This window comes from Gluconobacter sphaericus (assembly GCF_016757795.1).
GTDB lineage: Bacteria > Pseudomonadota > Alphaproteobacteria > Acetobacterales > Acetobacteraceae > Gluconobacter > Gluconobacter sphaericus.
The window spans coordinates 1,602,555-1,619,711 of sequence record NZ_CP068419.1 but is presented as its reverse complement, the minus strand read 5'-3'; the positions used below and the strand labels follow the sequence as shown (position 1 = coordinate 1,619,711).

Genomic DNA, 17,157 nt, shown 5'->3' with positions numbered 1-17,157 from the left:
ACCCTCATTCCGCCGCGACCGCGCCATAGGCCTGCCGGATGCGGCGGGCCTGATGGATGAAATACAGCTTTGCCCCCGTCATCCGGACCGAGCGAAACACCAGATAAAGCGGTGCCGTCAGAGCCGTGCGGGACGAGAGCGGGATATAGACCACCTGTCCGGCATGATGCTGCTGCATGGACTGCGGGACGAGAGAGATTCCCAGTCCCCCGGCAACCAGATTGAGCGCTGCCAGAAGCTGCGGCCCCTTCTGGTGGATTCGTGGTGTGAAACCTGCTCCCAGACAAGCATCCACGATCGTTTTGTACAAACCGTTATTGTACTGGCTCTGATACAGAATGAAGTCCTCATTCTCGAGGTCTGTCAGTTTCAGCCCTGACCCCGGGGCTTCTTTCGCCAGTCTGTGCGTTCGGGGAACCGCCACCACCATAGGTTCTTCCACAATTAGTTCGACTACAACATCCGATACATCGGGAATGGACGTCCGCACAAAAGCGACATCCACCGTATCCTCTCGCAAGCCTCCCAGAAGCTGACTGGAATTGCCCTCCGTCAGTGTCAGGCCCACATCCGGCCAGGTTTCGCGGAACTGACCCAGCATATCCGGCAGACTGGGATGACACAGCGCGGAGTTCGTGAACCCGATCGACAGTTCTCCCGTCTCCCCCCGTACGATCCGGCGGACATCTTCGACGGTCTCATCCATACGTGCGATAACATCATACGCCCCCTTGAGCATGCTCCGTCCTGCGGACGTTAGCCGCATGCCCTTTGCATGACGCTCAAAGAGTTGAACCCCCAGTTCCTGCTCCACTCCTTTGAGAAGCCGCGTCAGCGGGGGCTGCTGAATTCCCAGCCGCTCGGCAGCCCGGGTGAGGTTGCGCTCCTCGGCAATGGCGATGACGGCATGGAGGTGTCTGAGTTCGATCATTCCATACCTTTAAAGTATGATGAAACCCCTCTGCAAACATTGGTTCAGACACGGAACTTCTTTAAGGTCCGCCGCGTCACAGACACATCCTTTGACCGAACAGGAACGCGCCATGACCAAGACCATTCCCGCCACACTCATCGCCGGTGACGGAATTGGCCCGGAAATCATGCAGTCGGTCACGACCGTCATGGACGCCCTCGACGCCCCCTTCCTCTGGGACCACCAAAGCGCAGGCGTCGGCGCCTTTGAGGAGCACGGAACCGCCCTCCCCGAGGCTACGCTCGATAGTATCCGCCGTACTGGCCTTGTGCTGAAAGGTCCGCTGACCACCCCCGTCGGCAAGGGTTTCCGCTCCATCAATGTCACGCTGCGTCAGGCGTTCGATCTGTATGCCAACGTGCGCCCGACCCAGACGATCGTGCCCGGCGGCCGTTACGAGAACGTCGATCTGGTCGTGATCCGCGAGAACATCGAAGGCCTGTATGCCGCGATGGAGCATTACATGGCCGTGGACGGGGACCCGGAAGCCGTGGCGTATGGCGCCGGGTTCAATACCCGCGCCGAATGCAATCGGATTGTCCGCTTCGCCTTCGAATACGCCATCAAGAACAACCGCAAGAAGGTCACGCTCGTCCACAAGGCGAATATCCTGAAAATCCTGAGCGGTCTGTTCCTGCATGAAGGTCGCAAGGTCGCTGCGGAATATGAAGGCCGCGTGGCCCTAGAAGAACGCATCGTTGACGCCTGCGCGATGGAACTCGTCATCCGTCCGGAGAATTATGACGTTATCGTCACGACCAATCTGTTTGGTGATATTCTGTCCGATCTGACGGCGGGTCTCGTGGGCGGCCTGGGCATGGCGCCTGGCGCGAATATTGGCGAGAAAATGGGCATTTTCGAAGCCGTCCATGGCTCTGCGCCGGACATTGCCGGACAGGGCATCGCCAATCCGCTGGCGCTGATGATGGCCGGTAGCATGATGCTGGCGCATGTCGGGCGGCAGGATCTGTCCAAGCGGCTGGACGGCGGCATGAAGCAGATCCTTCAGGTCGAGGGTCTTCGCACGCGCGATCTGGGCGGCAAGGCCACCACGCAGGACGTCACGCAGGCCCTTCTACGTGCCATCCAGTAATTTTCTGCCCCCACTCTAATGACAGCCCTCCGAGGAACATTCCCATCATGAAACAGGTTGGACACGACCTTCTGGACTGCCAGCGCGACATCTCGATTGAGGGGCGCTCCTATCGCTATTTTTCTCTGCCTGTCGCCGCTGAAAAGCTGGGCGACATTTCGCGCCTGCCCGTCAGCCTGAAGGTGCTGCTCGAAAATGTCCTGCGCTTTACGGATGGCTCGACCTATCGCGTCGAGGACGCGCAGGCGATCGTAGATTGGACGAAAACCGCGCACTCGACGCAGGAAGTCCCGTTCAAGCCCGCGCGCATCCTGATGCAGGATTTCACCGGCGTTCCGGCCGTCGTCGATCTGGCGGCCATGCGCGACGGCATCGTCTCACTTGGTGGTGATCCGCAGAAGGTCAATCCCCTCGTCCCCGTCGATCTGGTGATCGATCATTCCGTGATGGTGGACGTCGCCGGACGCAAGGACGCGCTCCAGCAGAACGTCGCGCTGGAATTCGAGCGTAATAGCGAACGTTATGCGTTCCTGCGCTGGGGGCAGGAGGCGTTTGACCAGTTCCGCGTCGTCCCGCCGGGTGCTGGCATCTGTCATCAGGTCAATCTGGAATATCTGTCCCAGGTCGTCTGGACTGGAACGGTCGGCGACGTCACCTACGCCTATCCCGATACGCTGTATGGCACGGATTCCCACACGACCATGGTCAATGGTCTGGGCGTTCTGGGCTGGGGCGTTGGTGGGATCGAGGCCGAAGCCGCCATGCTCGGACAGCCGATTTCCATGCTCATCCCCGATGTCGTAGGCTTTCGAATGGACGGGCGTCTGCCGGAAGGCACGACCGCGACCGATCTGGTCCTGACGGTCACACAGATGCTGCGCGCCAAGGGCGTGGTCGGCAAGTTCGTGGAGTTCTTCGGCCCGGCGCTGGATCATCTGCCGGTCGCGGATCGCGCAACCATCGCAAACATGGCGCCGGAATATGGCGCGACCTGCGGCTTCTTCCCCGTGGATGCACTGGCGCTCGACTATCTGCGTCAGACCGGCCGTGACGAACACCGCATTGCCCTGACCGAAGCATGGCTGCGCGCGCAGGGTATGTTCCGTGACGCGTCCACGCCGGAGCCAGTCTTTTCGGATGTGCTGACGTTGGATTTGAGCACGGTTACACCCTGCATTTCTGGTCCCAAGCGCCCGCAGGACCGGATCGAACTTTCCGTCGCCACCCCGGCTTTCGAAAAAGCCCTGACGGAAGCGCTTGGTGTCGCACCCGCCGACATTCACAAGACTGCCCCCGTCGCCGGCACGGATTATACGATCGGGCACGGCTCCATTGTCATCGCCGCCATCACATCCTGCACCAACACGTCCAACCCCGCCGTTCTGGTCGCGGCCGGACTGGTGGCCCGCAAGGCCCGCGCACTTGGCCTGATGCCGAAGCCGTGGGTCAAGACGTCGCTCGCACCGGGCTCGCAGGTCGTCACAGACTATCTGGATCGCGCCAATCTGAGCGCTGATCTGGATGCACTGGGCTTCGAGACGGTCGGCTATGGCTGCACAACCTGCATCGGCAATTCTGGCCCACTGACGACAGAGTTAGTAGACGCGATTGAAGGCAATGGCTTGGTCGCAACGTCCGTCCTGTCCGGCAACCGGAATTTCGAGGGCCGGATTTCACCCAACGTCCGCGCCAATTATCTCGCAAGCCCGCCGCTCGTCGTCGCCTATGCGCTACTGGGGACAATGCGCGAGGACATCACGACGGCCGTACTGGGACATGCACCTGACGGCACACCGGTTCATCTGCGCGATATCTGGCCAACTAATCACGAAATCGCAGAACTCGTCGGCTCTGCCGTCACGCGCGAAGCCTTCGTCGAGCGATACAGCCATATCACGGAAGGCACGAAGGAATGGCAGGCTCTGGCCTCTGCCGGAACTTCGGCGACCTATAAGTGGCAGCCGGGCTCAACCTATGTGCAGAACCCGCCCTATTTTGACGGCCTGACCGCCGAGCCCGCACCGACCAAGGACATTGCCGGCGCGCGGATTCTGGCGCTGCTAGGCGACAACATCACGACCGACCACATCTCCCCGGCTGGTGCGATTGCGGCCTCTTCGCCTGCAGGCGTCTATCTTCAGGAGGGGCAGGTCGCGGTGAAGGACTTCAATTCCTACGGCTCACGTCGCGGCAATGACCGCGTCATGGTTCGGGGGACTTTCGCCAATATTCGCATCCGCAACGAGATGGCCCCGGGAACTGAAGGCGGCGTCACGCTGCATCAGCCGGACGGCGTACAAATGTCCATCTATGATGCCGCCAGCCGTTACGCTCAGGACGACGTGCCGCTCGTGGTGTTCGGCGGCAAGGAATACGGAATGGGCTCGTCTCGTGACTGGGCCGCAAAGGGCACGCGTCTCCTGGGCATAAAGGCCGTCATTGCCGAAAGTTTCGAGCGTATCCACCGCTCCAATCTCGTCGGCATGGGCGTCCTGCCCCTGACCTTCGAACCGGGCACAACACGCACGACGCTAGGGCTGGATGGAACGGAGACGATTGCCATCCACGGCATCGAAACCCTCACACCACGCGCGCCCCTGACCATGACGGTCACTCGTCAGGATGGCAGCACACAGGGCGTCCCGCTGCTGTGCCGTGTCGATACGGTCGATGAGGCGGAATACTACCGCAACGGGGGCATTCTGCCCTACGTGCTTCGCGGAATGGCGTCAGCGAACTGAAAAATGGCGGGGCTTCGGCCCCGTCATTTTAATGATGGGTGATGCCGTAAGACACAACGGCACAGGTTGCTCCCACGACGCAGCAGACCATGGAAAGATAGGCTTTAGTCATTGGTCAGGCCCTCCGGCTCAGCGCCAACTTAAGGCTGAACGCCAGAAAAATGCTGCCCGTCAGCCGGTCCATACGCCGCACGACCGTCGCACTCGACAAAAACCGTCCGAGCGGCACCGTCAACACGACGAGCAGCGCCAGCCACGCAAACGACAGCAGCGCCTGAATGGCCGTCAGAAGGAGCGAAAACTCCTTCACGTTCACATGCGGCGGAATGAACTGCGGCATGAACGTCATATAGAAAATGCCAACCTTGGGATTGAGCAGATTCGTCAGCAGCCCACGGCGAAAGGGCGCCCGGGCATCAGCCGGTACCGGTACCGCTTCCGCTGCCCAGAGGGACGTCCGGGGGGGGGGCAGAATCAGCCCGATCCCAAGCCAAGCCAGATACAGCGCACCAGCCCATTTGACGACCGTAAACGCCGTTTCTGACGCCGCAAGCAGGGCCGTCAGGCCAAATGCTGCAGCAAGCCCCCAGATCCCCAGTCCAAGGCAGATCCCCACAACCGCCGCCAGACCGGCCTTCCAGCCAGAGGTCGTAGCGGTTCGCAGCGTCATGGCCGTATCAAGGCCCGGCGTAATCGTGAAAACGCCAGCCGCAGCCGCAAAAGTGAGAAGAGGGATCAGGTAAGGATGCATGATCAAAATCTACCCTGAAAATACCCAATCCCCTTTTCCTTATCCGGCTTTTGCAGCCACAGGCAGACGGATCAGGTAATCAAATGCGGACAGGGACGCCTTGGCTCCCTCACCCATGGCAATGACGATCTGCTTGTACGGCACCGTCGTCACATCTCCTGCCGCAAACACGCCGGGGACGGAGGTCGCACAATGATCGTTGATGACGATCTCGCCATACGTGCTGAGTTTCAGCGCGCCCTTCAGCCATTCGGAGTTGGGCAGCAGACCGATCTGGACGAACACGCCATCCGTCTTGATCTGATGCAGCTCACCATCGCCGTCGCTATAAGTCAGGCCGGTGACTTCCTTGCCGTCACCCTCGATCTTCGTGGTCAGGGCATTCGTCAGGACCGTGACATTCGACAGGCTCAGCAGCTTGTCCTGCAACACCTTGTCGGCTTTCAGATGCGCGCCGCGCTGCAAGAGCGTGACATGCGAGACAATGCCCGCAAGGTCAATTGCCGCTTCCACACCGCTATTGCCACCGCCAGCCACCACAACCGGGCGTCCCTTGTAGAACGGACCATCGCAATGCGGGCAGTAGGCAACGCCCTTCGTGCGATACTCGTCCTCGCCCGGAACCCCCAGATGCCGCCAACGCGCACCCGTCGCAATAATAACCGTTTTTGAACGCAGCGTGGCACCACTTTCCAGAACGATCTGGTGCAAACCACCGACTTCCTCAGCCGGGATCAGCTTCGCTGCAAGCTGGGATGCAATGATCTGCACGTCATACTGACGCACATGGGCTTCAAGCGCTGCCGAGAGTTTCGGCCCTTCCGTTTCCTGCACGGAAATGAAGTTCTCGATCCCGGCCGTATCCATGACCTGACCGCCAAACCGCTCCGCCACAAGACCCGTGCGCAGACCCTTACGGGCGGAATAAATCGCCGCCGCATCGCCCGCAGGCCCCGCACCAAGCACCAGCACATCAAACGGCGCCATATCGTTTAGCTTTTCCGCCGAACGCGCGACCGAAGTCGTATCCAGTTTGGCGAGAACATCCGCCACTTCCATCCGGCCCGACGCAAAAGGTTCACCATTCAGATAGACCTGCGGGACCGAGCGAATGCCGAGGCGTTCCACCTCATCCTGAAAATCCGCGCCATCAATAGCGGTGTGATGGATCTTCGGATTCAGCACACTCATGGCATTGAGCGCCTGCACTACGTCCGGGCAGTTCTGGCAGGACTGCGAGAAATACGTCTCGAAATGGAACTCCCCGTCCAATGCGCGGATCTGCTCGACCACATCCGCCTCAATTTTCGGCGGATGGCCGCTGACCTGAAGCAACGCCAGAACCAGAGACGTGAACTCATGCCCCATCGGCAGACCAGCAAAGCAGACCTGAATATCCGTATCGGGGCGACGGATGACGAAGGACGGCGTGCGGGAACCCTGCCCTTTGTCCGAAAACGTCACCTTGGGGGACAGGCTTGCAATGTCTTCCAGCAAGCCGCGTACTTCTGCCGAACGAGCATCCGCGCCAAGGGTCGCCTCAAGCACGACCGCATCACGCAGGTACTCCATATAGGCGCGCATCTGGGTTTTCAGGTCGTCCTGAAGCATCTTTTTTCTCCGGATTACGGGACTGAATATTTGGAACCGGAAGACTGTCCGGCGCAGCCGCCCCTAATGAGGCGAAAGCGGGTGGAGCCCGAAAGCCCCACCCTGATCAGATCCGGGAAGGATCAGATCTTGCCGACAAGATCGAGGGACGGCTTCAGCGTTTCGCCGCCTTCCTTCCACTTTGCCGGGCAGACTTCGCCCGGATGGCTTGCGACATACTGTGCAGCCTGAATCTTCTCCAGCAGTTCGGTCGCGCTACGGCCGACACCACCAGCAGTGATCTCGATGTACTGAATCTTGCCTTCCGGATCGATCAGGAACGTACCGCGATCGGCCATTCCGGCTTCTTCGATCAGCACATCAAAGTTGCGTGCAATCGCGCCCGTCGGATCGCCCAGCATCGTGTACTTGATCTTGCCGATGGCCGGGGACGTGTCGTGCCAAGCCTTGTGTGTGAAATGCTTATCCGTGGAGACGGAGAAAATTTCCACGCCCAGCTTGTCGAAAGCGGCCTGGTTGTCGGCGAGGTCTTCGAGTTCCGTCGGGCAGACGAACGTGAAGTCGGCCGGATAGAAGAAGAAAACGGACCACTTGCCGCGAACGTCGGAGTCCGTGACTGTGAGGAACTCACCATTGCGGAAAGCATCGGTAGAGAAGGGCTTCAGCGGGGAGTTGATGCGAACCATCAGACTGTCTCCTGACCTTGGGTTGAAGTTGTGTTGCGGACCCTATGTCCCACAGAAAGAGAGGGACAGGAAACAGTTCCTGTCAATATGACTAATCGTCAAAACCGAATTGAAAATATGAATATATCAAAACTCCCGATCAGGAAACGTAGAGCTTTCTCCTGAAACCTGCCCGGCCCGACGCTATTTTTCTTTAACAGGCATAACCGCACTTCCCCATTGGGATATTCGGTCATATCTATGGGATATGAGCTACGTTCCCCTTTCCGGCCTTTCCCTGCGCGATATCGAATATGTGGTTGCGGTCGATGATCTGCGCAACTTCTCCCGCGCTGCAGAACGCTGCGGCGTCAGCCAGGCTGGACTGTCCGAACAGGTCCGTAAACTCGAACAGCTTCTGGACGTCACTCTTTTCGAGCGTTCCCGGCGCCATGTCGCCCCGACGCCCGATGGTGAACGGCTCCTCGCGCTCGGCCGCGAGGTTCTGGCAGCAGCCCGCAACCTGCTCGAAGTCGCCCGCGCCCATACCGGGCCAATGGAAGGCCCCCTGCGCCTCGGTGTCATCCCCACACTCGGCCCTTATTACATCCCCGGCCTTCTGCCCCGCCTGCGGGAACATTATCCGTCCCTCAGCCTGCGCCTGCGCGAGAACATGACGGACACGCTTGTCCACGCCCTACGCAACAGCGAACTAGATGTGGCCCTCATGGCGCTGCCCGCACCGTCGGACGCGCTGGAATGTGCGCCCCTTTTCGAAGAGTCCTTCCTCGCCGTTTTCCCGAGCACACACGAACTGGCGCACAAACCGAAACTGTCCCTGAGCCAACTAGGCCGTCCGGACCTTCTTCTGCTTGAGGACGGACACTGCCTACGCGATCAGGCCCTGTCCATCTGTCCGACAGTTCCCCGCCAGGGCGAGCAGCGTTTGGCCAGCAGCCTTGAAATGCTCTGGTACATGATCGGCGCTGGCGAGGGCTTTTCCCTTATCCCGCAGATCGCACTGCGCAATCGTGCAGATTTCGAAGATCTAATCACTGTCCGCACCCTGCCCGAGCCAGAAGCACGCCGCACGATCGGCCTGATCTGGCGCGCTTCTGATCCTCGTGCTCAGGTCTTCCGCGAGTTCGCAGCCTATCTGCGCAGCATCACTCCGGAACACTGCCACACCTGCAGTTGAGCAGGTGCCGCCAGGAACAGCCGGGCTCAGGATCCGTTTGAATAGTCCAAAACCTTCTCCAAGTCAAAACGGAATACTTCAAAATCCACAGTCTGGGAATACGCTCTTAATCAAACTCAAATCCCGCTCAATCGAACAAGACGTCCCTAAAAATCAAATAAACTGAGTAAATTTATTATATATTACTCCAAATAGCGCAGAAGAAATAGAATTATAGAGCAGCTTTCAAAACCAGGGTGTTCTTCAAACCGACCAGGACTCGTCAAACATGCTCTGAAAAAAATATGGTGATTTCTGCTATTTTACTACGCAACCACTGATAACGAGGGTCGCTCCCGGTACGGCAGTGCCAGGCAAGAATCTTGTCAAAGCCCGGCACGGTCAGGGGAGAGGGTGGACTGAACAATGTCAGGTCCTTTCTCCCATGTAAAAGTCTACGTGGGGCCATCGTAATCAGGTCCGTCTTCAAAAGAAGATCAGGGAGTGCCAGAAAGTTTGGCACAGACAGGGCGACATGACGCCTACGTCCAAGCGTTTCTAGTTTCTTGTCTGTCGCGCCGCAGAATTGCCCGCCTTCATACGAGACAATGATGTGACCGGCCGCGCAATACTGATCCAGCGTCATGTGCATGCCCGCGGTCGGATGGTTCTTTCGCGCCGCACAGATATACTCTTCATGAAACAGCTTTGATGACAGCAGGTCGGGCGGGCAAGTCTCGGGTGTAATCAGCGCCATGTCGAGCTGACCTTTTTCCAACTGCTCCTGAAGCCGGGCATCATCAAGCGGATACACCGCAAGTGTGATTCCAGGCGCCTCCTGTCGCAACCGAGCGATGAGCGGCAGTAGAATAACCTGAAGCGCATAATCGGTCGCGGCAATTGAAACGGTGAACGATGCCGCAACCGGATCGAAAGCGTCTGGCTGACAGAGTGTGCCAATCTCACACAGAATGCGTTTGAGCGGCGCGACAAGATCGAGCGCACGCGTTGTCGGCGTCATGCCGCGTTGTGTTCTGACCAGCAGCGGATCGCCAAAATTCTCCCTAAGACGCGTAAGCATGTTGCTGACCGCTGGCTGTGTCACGCCGAGCCGTTCCGCCGCCCGTGTCACACTGCCTTCCTCAAGCAGCATGTCGAGCGCGCGGAGCAGGTTGAGATCGAGGGTCCTGATATCACCCATGTTTATGGGGCCCATATTCTGTGTCTATTGGATTTATTCTGAGGGCAATGCCATCCTGACGCAACTCATGATTCCTGCGAGGATAACTGCCATGCCTCACCCTGTGTTCAAGATACTGATGGTCGTGACCTCTCACGCGGCCCTGGGCGCTTCCGGTCATCAGACCGGCGTCTGGTTCGAGGAACTGACCACACCCTATTATGTCTTTCGGGATGCGGGTGCGCAGGTCGATATCACATCGATTGAGGGCGGGAAAATCCCGGTCGATCCGCGCTCCGTTCAGCATAGCGACGAAGATCCCAAGAGCGTGCAGCGCTTTCTGAAAGATCGTCCTGCCATGAATGATCTGGAGCACTCACGCAAAATCACCAGTGTTTCCGTAGATGGGTATGACGCCGTTTTTATTCCCGGCGGCCACGGTGTGATGTGGGACATGCCCAACAGCACGCCGCTTCAGAGACTGATCCTGCGCGCCTGGTCGGACGGCAAGGTTGTTGCGTCCGTTTGTCACGGGCCGGCAAGCCTGACGGGAGTTCGTAACCCTGATGGAACCCCGTTCGTGAAAGGCAAGAAGATCAGCGCCTTTACGGACAGTGAGGAAGAAGCCGCCGGCCTGACAAAAACCGTTCCGTTCCTTCTGGAAACCAGACTGCGCGATGAGGGTGCGATTTATGAGAAGGGCGAGAACTTCAAGCCGTTCATGGTCCGCGACGGACGGCTCTTGACGGGACAAAACCCGCAATCTTCCGCGTTGGTTGCCCAGGAAGTACTGTCGGTCCTGACAAATGACGGGCACGCAAAATGACGGACCATACGGTTCCCGATCATTATCGGGCATGGTGCTGGGAACAGGGAACATCGCCTCTGGGTCTCGTGCTGAAGAGTGTTTCTCGCCCTGTGCTTCAGCCCGATGAAGTGCTGGTGCGCAATCATGTTGCCGGGCTGAACCCGGTTGACTGGAAAGCCCTCGGTACGCGCCTGGCACCGTGGGGGCCGGGATGGGTCCCCGGTGTCGATGGCGCTGGCATCGTAGTGGCGGTCGGGCGAGATGTTGAATCCGAGTGTCTGGGGCGGCGCGTGGCCTATCACCAGAGCCTGATGCGCCCTGGCAGTTTCGCCGAGTATACGCCCGTCCGTCTTCGCGCACTTATCGACCTGCCCCGAACACTGGATTTCGAGACGGCGGCCGGCGTGCCCTGCCCTGCTCTGACGGCGTGGCTGGCACTGGTCAAATTTCCGAGCAGGACAGGAGACACGCTGCTGATCGCGGGTGCAGGAGGTGGTGTGGGCAATTATCTGGTGCAGCTTGCCGTGGACCGGGGTTTTGCCGTGACGGCGATGTGCAATGATCGGCACTGGACACGGCTACGGGCCATGGGCGTGCAGGATTGCGTTTCAGGGCCTCTGAAAACCAGCGAAGCGCTACCCGACACACTGAAAAACCGTTTCCACGCAGTGATCGACTGCGTGAGCGCGGAGCATGCAGCGGCCCTGGCTCCGGCACTGAAGGCGAACGGGCATATCGTATGCATCCAGAACCGACTGACGGAATGGCCCGATCCCCCGTTCACCCGGTGTATTTCAGTTCACGAAGTCGCTCTTGGTGCGCTGCATCAGTATGGCGACGATGCCGACTGGCGCGACCTTGCGACGGCCGGACATCGTGTTCTGGCCTGTCTGGCGGAGCAGACTCTCGTTCCTGAAGAGAGCGTCATTCGCGACTTCAGGGATCTCCCGACATTTCTGAATGACCTCGAACATCGACAGTTTTCCGGCAAGGCGCTGATCCGCGTCACATCCGTTAAGGAAGCATGACATGACCCCCGCTCTTTTTACGCCCTTCGCCCTAAAGAACAGGCAACTACGAAATCGCATCGTTGTTCCGCCCATGTGCCAGTATACCGCCGTTGACGGCTTCACAACCGATTGGCACGCAGCCCATTACGCAGGTCTTGCCCGCGGCGGTTCCAGTCTTGTTATCGTGGAAGCGACGGCCGTCTCTCCAGAAGGGCGGATCACGCCCGGATGTGCAGGGTTGTGGGATGACCGGCATATCGCGGGCATGGCGGCTGTTGCGCGTGAGATCAAGGCCGCTGGTGCCGTCGCAGGGATTCAGCTTGCTCATGCGGGCCGGAAGGCGAGCGCCAACCGACCGTGGGAGGGTGACGACCATATTGCTGAGGACGACCCGCGCGGGTGGAAGACGATTTCGCCGTCCGCCATCGCTTATGGCGCGAACCTGCCCCAGGTGCCGCTGGAAATGACGCATGAGGACATCGCGCGGGTACAGGCGGATTTTGTTGCCGCGACGCGACGCGCCGTGGAGGCTGGGTTCGAATGGCTGGAACTACACTTCGCACATGGCTATTTGGCGCAAAGCTTTTTCTCCGTGCATGCCAATCATCGCACCGACGAGTATGGCGGCGATCTAGCGGGGCGGAGCCGTTTTCTTCTGGAAACACTCCGTGCTGTCCGCAAGGTGTGGCCTGAAACTTTTCCCCTGACGGCCCGCTTCGGAGTCATTGAGTTCGACGGACGGGATGAGGAGACGCTTGAAGAAGCGATCACCCTGACCCGCCAGTTCAAGGCGGAGGGACTGGACATGCTCAATGTTAGCGTCGGTTTCTCAACGCCGGATGCACATATTCCGTGGGGTCCGGCATTTCTGGCGCCGATTGCCGAGCAGGTCCATCGTGAGACGGGCCTGCCCGTGGCATCGTCCTGGGGGATCGATACGCCGCTTCTAGCCAATGGGGTCGTGGAAAAGAAACAGATGGATCTGGTGATGGTGGGACGGGCACAGCTTGCTAATCCGCACTGGCCCTACGTGGCGGCGTTGAAGCTTGCTCTTGATCGGCCGTCCTGGGTTTTACCGCCGTCTTATGCGCACTGGCTGGAACGCTATCGACCGGCGGCGTCAGAATAGATTTATTTATAATATTTTCATGAGTTATGACCTTCATCATAACTCATGATTGGAATTTATATCTTGAGCGAATTATCAAACAGTTCTGCTTTCAGAAAAGGAGAAAATTCCAATGGCAAACGAAATCTTCTGGCCTCAAGCCTATATCCCAGGCTTTGCGGATAATTTCGCTTCGAATGAGATGATTGTGGCAGGCCTGACAACTGCTGAAATCTGGCCGTTGCTCAGTCATCCGACGAAATGGCCAACCTATTATGCCAATTCCGCCAATCCCCGCTTTTATGATGATAGAGGCCCTGAACTGGCGCAGGGAATGCGGTTTTATTTTGAGACATTCGGCTTTCCGGTTGAAGCTGAAGTCACGGAATATGTTGCCCCGGCTTCGGGCCAGCCAGGCCGGGTGGCATGGCATGGATGGGCTGGCGAGAAAGGCTCGGCTGAGAGGCTTGATGTTCACCATGCCTGGCTGATTGAAGATCTGCCGGAAGGACGCGTCAGAATTCTTACGCAGGAAACCCAAAATGGGGAACCGGCCAAGACATTGGCAACGACGCGTCCGAATCCGATGATTAATGGCCATCAGGAATGGCTCGACGGATTGGTGTTAGCAGCTCGAAGTTCAACGGTAACGCAACTATCCAAACCATGAATACTGTTTTTTTTCGGAACCATCTTTGAAGAGCGGCTTGTTCGGCTGTGCGGGCCGGGTGATCAGCTCGAAGCGTTTTCCCGGACTGTGGATTTTGAAGTGTTCTACTCTGGCCTATTCAACTGGGAATAAAGGCGGGCGACCGCCATTTGATCCGGTGCTGATGTTCAGGACCCTGGATGTCACACTGATGGCTGCTCCAAAGCAGTGCAAAACGAACGCAGAGAAAGCGGATCTCCGGGCAGGACGTATTCCCGCAGACTGGCAGGGCAAGTCGGCAAAGCTATCCCACAAGGATCGTCATGCGCGTTGGACACTGAAGTTCACCAAAGCGGAGCAGCAGGATGATGGAAGCATGCCATCCCGTTCTTTGACTACAAGTCGCACATCTCTATCGACCGGCAGTTCCGTTTCATCCGGAAGTGGAAGACAAAGGCTGTCGCCGCCTGTGATGGCGCGCTGTTGGGAAAGGGACTGCTGGATAAAACCAATGAAGGCTTTATGGAGAAAAAGGGCTTTGTCTCAAAGGTTCACAGGAAAAAGCCGCATCTCAAGCCCATACCCCAGCATATCCAGCGGTCCAATACCGGGAAAGTCGGTCATCCGCTCGCGTGTCGAGCATGTCTTTGCCGATCAGAAATCACAGAAAGGTCTGCTCGTCCGAACGGTAAGCATAACGCAGGCCCCATGAGGATCGGGCTGGCCAATATCGTCTATAAATATGCACCGCTTCCTTTTCCTCCACAGGTTGAACGCGCGCACGTAGCAATCCAGCGGAGGGCGGGACTTGATCTGCTACAAACGTAGATCAAGTCCCGCCCCAAAAGCATGACTAATTATCGCTCATATCGGAAGATATTCTGTGACAATCACTCAGACTGCTTTTTGAATCAGAATTTCAGAAATCGATCGAAGTTTTCACATAATACATGCCGCCGTTAAATCCATAAGGCGAATATGAAGCGTATTTTGTGAGTCCCTGCTGCGTATGCGAGATAGAAGAAGAAACACGTGTCGGGTATTTATTTCCGACATTGTTAGCTCCCACTCCAATACTCCAACGGGGCAGAATTTTATAATCCACTTCCAGGTTAGTCAGTAGTGCCGGGTTCTGCATGAACGGTACGCTGCCTGGCCCCGTCGGAGCCGCCATGTAGATGATCGAACCGTAACGCATCTCCTGTACGAATGCGGACCATTTACCATAGGTCCAGTTCACGCTGATCTGCTCGCGGTTTTTCGGAGCTGCGTGCAGGACGACTTCCTTGGTATATTCGTTAACGAAGCTGTCCTTCGCGGAACGAATTTCAGTATCCGAGAAATTGATTCCCATCGCAAACCGGAACTGCCCCAGACGCTGGGTGTGCAGCGTATAATCTGCACTAAAATCGCCACCGAATGTCTGAGTATTATAAAGATTTGCGTAATAAGAAAGCGATGTCGCGCTCTCAAGATTATTCTGCGCCAGCAGGTTCATGAGGACGGAATCGTCTTGATTAACGCTATAGGTTTTCGTGCTTCCCAGACGGGAATTGATGGCAATGTAATAAAGATTCCCGGTGACATGAAAATTATCCACCGGCGTAGCATCGAGACCAATGCTGTAACTCCGGGAATACTCACCCTTCATCGTACCGGAACCGAGATATTTGGCGATGGTGCTGTTTGCGGGAACCTGATCCACCGTGTAGCCGGGGTAAGGCGCGGAATAGAAATAGGACATCTCACCCAACGTCGGCGGACGATATCCGGTATTGACGTTGGCGCGAACAGCCCAGCGTTTATTGAAGTTGTACCGTGTTCCAACCGAACCCGTTTCAACAGTGGCGAGATTGTTGTAGCTCGCAACGCGGCCACCCAGTGTCCACTCCCATTTTTTAGTGACGTAGAAGTCCAGATTCGCAAAGCCCTCGTAAACGTCACGATTCTGGTTGGTAACGGCCATCGGCACGTTCCCCGGATGGTCCGTGGCTCCCAGTCCTTCCCAAGATGCCGTCTCGCCTTCGGTCATCTGGAACGTATCATGCCGGTACTCCGCGCCAAATTTCAGATCAACAGGCCGGGGCAGGAAACCTGTCTGGAACGATCGGGAGCCACGAATGCCACTCGTCAGCTCTGTTGCGATGGACGCTCCATCATAAAAAGACGTCTGTGTGCTGTCGGGAATGGAAACATTTTCTGAATCCTTGGTCCCGTATTTCTGCGCATCACGCCCAAACGTGACGTAGGCGTCCCAAGCAAATCCAAACTTGTGAGTCCGGATGCCATTATCCGTCTCAAAGTCATACTGGTCCATCGTAATATAGGGCTGGTTGCCGTTGGGATAAAAGTTGGTATTGATCCAGGTATCCGTATCGGCCGCACTACGATATGTTTCGGCGACATTGGCACGACGGTGGGAGAATGTTGAGGTGCTGTAGGCACTGAAGCCGTTCCCAAGCGGTAGAGACATATTCTCGCTTAATGTCTCCAGCGTTGACTTTGGAAGACCAAGTCCTCGCTGAACATCGCGATTGGCCGTCTCATTTCGGGAATCGCTGAAGAGAGTGCCATAGAAATCGCCACCACGCGTTGTGGGAAGCTGATGAGTAACCTGCGCGGCAAGATCAAGGTATCCGCCATTATTGCCCAGAGCCATGCCATAATTGGCTGATCCGTCGAGACCCTGTCCATCGCCAGCATAATAACCATTGTTCTTGAAATTAATGCTGCCGCCATGGGTGTCCCGTTTGAGGACAATATTGACCGCGCCTGCAATGGCATCCTGTCCGTAAAGCGCAGATGCCCCTTCGGTAATTACCTCAATATGATCAATGGCAGAGACCGGGATCAATGAAATATCGCTCGGTTCACTGCCCCAATTCGTTCCGGCGTTCGAGTTGAAGTTGGCGCCGATATGACGGCGATGCCCGTTGACAAGAATTAGCGTGTCATCCGGAGACTGACCACGAAGCTGCATCGTCTGAACGAATGAACTCGCTCCACCGCCTGGAAGCGCGGCCGTCGTGATGGCCGGATTGGCCTGCGCCAGTGCGGAGAGCACGTTCGTCTGGCCTGTCTTGAGCAGTTCAGCTCCAGTCACTACAGTGACCTGCGTCGTGCTGTGACGCGCTGTAACCGGCGAGAAAACCGAGTTCGTCTGCCGTCCACCGACCTGAATACTCTCCGTTGATATCGCCTGAAGCGACGTCGGAGCACGATGAACCGAAGGCTTGCTCAGGGCGGGAGAAGCCCCCGCTTTTTTTTGAGAAACGACCCTATGATGTTTCACTGGAGCCGTTGCCGCAAGAACCCTGTCCGGCATGAACGCGCCCAGTGCAGCTCCTGCGACCAGACAGAGTTTCCAATTTGACCCAATCAACATTGCATC

The 17,157-nt window shown here is 57.4% G+C and carries 13 protein-coding genes and 1 pseudogene; 8 read left to right on the top strand and 6 right to left on the bottom strand.

Annotated features, from left to right (window positions below):
* Positions 1-4 precede the first annotated feature (4 nt).
* Positions 5-931, bottom strand: coding sequence for a LysR family transcriptional regulator (locus IGS75_RS07710; protein ID WP_141353996.1), 927 nt, complete (start codon positions 929-931; stop codon positions 5-7).
* Between the two features lie 112 nt (positions 932-1,043).
* Between IGS75_RS07710 and IGS75_RS07705 the strand changes: the two genes are divergently transcribed.
* Together IGS75_RS07705 and acnA are read left to right on the top strand one after the other, a co-directional pair.
* Positions 1,044-2,066 carry an isocitrate/isopropylmalate dehydrogenase family protein gene (locus tag IGS75_RS07705; protein WP_141353994.1) on the top strand — a complete coding sequence of 341 codons (1,023 nt, stop codon included), beginning with the start codon at positions 1,044-1,046 and terminating at the stop codon, positions 2,064-2,066.
* Between the two features lie 47 nt (positions 2,067-2,113).
* Positions 2,114-4,807: an aconitate hydratase AcnA gene (gene acnA / locus IGS75_RS07700; RefSeq protein WP_141353992.1), complete on the top strand. Its 2,694-nt coding sequence runs from the start codon at positions 2,114-2,116 to the stop codon at positions 4,805-4,807.
* Positions 4,808-4,922: 115 nt separating this feature from the next.
* Here acnA and IGS75_RS07695 read toward each other — a convergent pair whose 3' ends face one another.
* From IGS75_RS07695 to ahpC, 3 genes are all read right to left on the bottom strand, one after another.
* A complete protein-coding gene (locus tag IGS75_RS07695) occupies positions 4,923-5,558 on the bottom strand; it encodes a LysE family translocator (RefSeq protein ID WP_202256508.1) in 636 nt (211 codons plus the stop codon).
* Positions 5,559-5,597: 39 nt separating this feature from the next.
* On the bottom strand, positions 5,598-7,169 hold the full coding sequence (ahpF, locus tag IGS75_RS07690) for an alkyl hydroperoxide reductase subunit F (protein ID WP_202256507.1): 1,572 nt from the start codon (positions 7,167-7,169) through the stop codon (positions 5,598-5,600).
* A 122-nt stretch (positions 7,170-7,291) separates the two neighbouring features.
* Positions 7,292-7,855, bottom strand: coding sequence for an alkyl hydroperoxide reductase subunit C (gene ahpC, locus IGS75_RS07685; RefSeq protein WP_141352581.1), 564 nt, complete (start codon positions 7,853-7,855; stop codon positions 7,292-7,294).
* Positions 7,856-8,102: 247 nt separating this feature from the next.
* Here ahpC and IGS75_RS07680 point away from each other — a divergent pair, with 247 nt between their 5' ends.
* Positions 8,103-9,032 (top strand): hydrogen peroxide-inducible genes activator, encoded by a 930-nt coding sequence (locus IGS75_RS07680; protein WP_141352579.1) that lies wholly within the window; start codon positions 8,103-8,105, stop codon positions 9,030-9,032.
* Between the two features lie 262 nt (positions 9,033-9,294).
* On the opposite strand, the gene IGS75_RS07675 is transcribed toward IGS75_RS07680, so the two are convergent.
* Positions 9,295-10,212 (bottom strand): LysR family transcriptional regulator, encoded by a 918-nt coding sequence (locus IGS75_RS07675; RefSeq protein WP_202256506.1) that lies wholly within the window; start codon positions 10,210-10,212, stop codon positions 9,295-9,297.
* Between the two features lie 91 nt (positions 10,213-10,303).
* Here IGS75_RS07675 and IGS75_RS07670 point away from each other — a divergent pair, with 91 nt between their 5' ends.
* From IGS75_RS07670 to IGS75_RS07650, 5 genes and pseudogenes are all read left to right on the top strand, one after another.
* On the top strand, positions 10,304-11,017 hold the full coding sequence (locus IGS75_RS07670) for a type 1 glutamine amidotransferase domain-containing protein (RefSeq protein ID WP_202256505.1): 714 nt from the start codon (positions 10,304-10,306) through the stop codon (positions 11,015-11,017).
* On the top strand, positions 11,014-12,027 hold the full coding sequence (locus IGS75_RS07665; protein ID WP_202256504.1) for a zinc-binding dehydrogenase: 1,014 nt from the start codon (positions 11,014-11,016) through the stop codon (positions 12,025-12,027). Before IGS75_RS07670 ends, IGS75_RS07665 begins: the two co-directional genes overlap by 4 nt.
* Before the next feature lies 1 nt (position 12,028).
* Positions 12,029-13,138: an NADH:flavin oxidoreductase/NADH oxidase gene (locus IGS75_RS07660; protein ID WP_202256503.1), complete on the top strand. Its 1,110-nt coding sequence runs from the start codon at positions 12,029-12,031 to the stop codon at positions 13,136-13,138.
* A gap of 112 nt (positions 13,139-13,250) precedes the next feature.
* Positions 13,251-13,787 carry an SRPBCC family protein gene (locus IGS75_RS07655; RefSeq protein ID WP_202256502.1) on the top strand — a complete coding sequence of 179 codons (537 nt, stop codon included), beginning with the start codon at positions 13,251-13,253 and terminating at the stop codon, positions 13,785-13,787.
* Positions 13,788-14,553: pseudogene (locus tag IGS75_RS07650) on the top strand (IS5/IS1182 family transposase).
* 132 nt (positions 14,554-14,685) lie between these two features.
* On the opposite strand, the gene IGS75_RS07645 reads toward IGS75_RS07650, so the two are convergent.
* The gene (locus tag IGS75_RS07645; RefSeq protein WP_202256501.1) at positions 14,686-17,151 is read right to left on the bottom strand and encodes a TonB-dependent receptor plug domain-containing protein; all 2,466 of its coding nucleotides are present in this window, start codon (positions 17,149-17,151) and stop codon (positions 14,686-14,688) included.
* Between the last annotated feature and the right edge of the window lie 6 nt (positions 17,152-17,157).

Coding starts and splice junctions, on each gene's coding strand:
- IGS75_RS07710 (WP_141353996.1), bottom strand. CDS start 931: ATGATCGAACTCAGACACCTCCATGCCGTCATCGCCATTGCCGAGGAG.
- IGS75_RS07705 (WP_141353994.1), top strand. CDS start 1,044: ATGACCAAGACCATTCCCGCCACACTCATCGCCGGTGACGGAATTGGC.
- acnA (WP_141353992.1), top strand. CDS start 2,114: ATGAAACAGGTTGGACACGACCTTCTGGACTGCCAGCGCGACATCTCG.
- IGS75_RS07695 (WP_202256508.1), bottom strand. CDS start 5,558: ATGCATCCTTACCTGATCCCTCTTCTCACTTTTGCGGCTGCGGCTGGC.
- ahpF (WP_202256507.1), bottom strand. CDS start 7,169: ATGCTTCAGGACGACCTGAAAACCCAGATGCGCGCCTATATGGAGTAC.
- ahpC (WP_141352581.1), bottom strand. CDS start 7,855: ATGGTTCGCATCAACTCCCCGCTGAAGCCCTTCTCTACCGATGCTTTC.
- IGS75_RS07680 (WP_141352579.1), top strand. CDS start 8,103: ATGAGCTACGTTCCCCTTTCCGGCCTTTCCCTGCGCGATATCGAATAT.
- IGS75_RS07675 (WP_202256506.1), bottom strand. CDS start 10,212: ATGGGTGATATCAGGACCCTCGATCTCAACCTGCTCCGCGCGCTCGAC.
- IGS75_RS07670 (WP_202256505.1), top strand. CDS start 10,304: ATGCCTCACCCTGTGTTCAAGATACTGATGGTCGTGACCTCTCACGCG.
- IGS75_RS07665 (WP_202256504.1), top strand. CDS start 11,014: ATGACGGACCATACGGTTCCCGATCATTATCGGGCATGGTGCTGGGAA.
- IGS75_RS07660 (WP_202256503.1), top strand. CDS start 12,029: ATGACCCCCGCTCTTTTTACGCCCTTCGCCCTAAAGAACAGGCAACTA.
- IGS75_RS07655 (WP_202256502.1), top strand. CDS start 13,251: ATGGCAAACGAAATCTTCTGGCCTCAAGCCTATATCCCAGGCTTTGCG.
- IGS75_RS07645 (WP_202256501.1), bottom strand. CDS start 17,151: ATGTTGATTGGGTCAAATTGGAAACTCTGTCTGGTCGCAGGAGCTGCA.